Below are 737 nucleotides of genomic sequence, written 5' to 3'. Positions count from 1 at the left end.
ACGAAAGCCTGAATTAAGTGATTCTATCTCCATACAACCCCTACAACAGACTGATTTGCCTTCTGTAGTCTCGTTATACAATGTGAGTTATGCGGACACCCCCCGAATTCTTTCTTCAAGGGGCTAACAGAAAAGTCTTCACCACATAACTAAAATAGGGCAGCGAGCGGGTGACGTCCAGCATTCCCAGAACCAGTATTCCCCCGATAACGATTACCGAGACCATGGAGTGAAGGTAAGCCAGCCTGGGAGCGGGAATCTTCTCTGTAGATTTTGGTCTGAAAAAAAGAATCCTGGCTATCAGGCTCACAGAGGAGACCAAGAGGGCCAGTAAGCTCAACCCCATAATAATGGCTAGAAAGAGTGGGGGATCTCGAAAAGTAGTTGTGTAGAAAATCCAGGCAAGTCCTGTGTAGTAGCTGAGAAAGAGAGGCATCAGACCCAGGAAGAACAGGAGAAGGGCCAGAGCAACGGACAGAGGAGCGTTTCTCCTCACCAGACCAGAAAGATCCGTGAGCAGCTCTGCTGTCCCCTCTTTCTCCAGAGCCGAGAGGATCAGGCCGATAGAAATCAGGGTGAGCATCATTAGAGGCACATATAGGAGAACGAAAAGGAAGGATCCTTCCACGGCCAGGAGATAGCCGGCCATAATCACTCCCCCATGAGCCAGAGCCAGAGCGGTCAGAGACATCCTGACCCTCCTGCTTTGCAAGCTGAGAACGTTCCCTCCCACCATG

The 737-nt window shown here is 50.5% G+C and carries 1 protein-coding gene; it reads right to left on the bottom strand.

All coding sequences use genetic code 11. The features are described 5' to 3' along the window. Nucleotides 1–115: 115 nt before the first annotated feature. Nucleotides 116–737 (bottom strand): hypothetical protein (locus tag HW443_RS12415; RefSeq protein ID WP_219857270.1); only part of this gene is annotated, 622 nt, incomplete at its 5' end.

Origin of the sequence: Candidatus Hakubella thermalkaliphila, assembly GCF_013281975.1 — a bacterium.
Lineage (GTDB): Bacteria > Actinomycetota > Humimicrobiia > Hakubellales > Hakubellaceae > Hakubella > Hakubella thermalkaliphila.
This window is presented reverse-complemented; position numbering and strand designations above follow the sequence as displayed.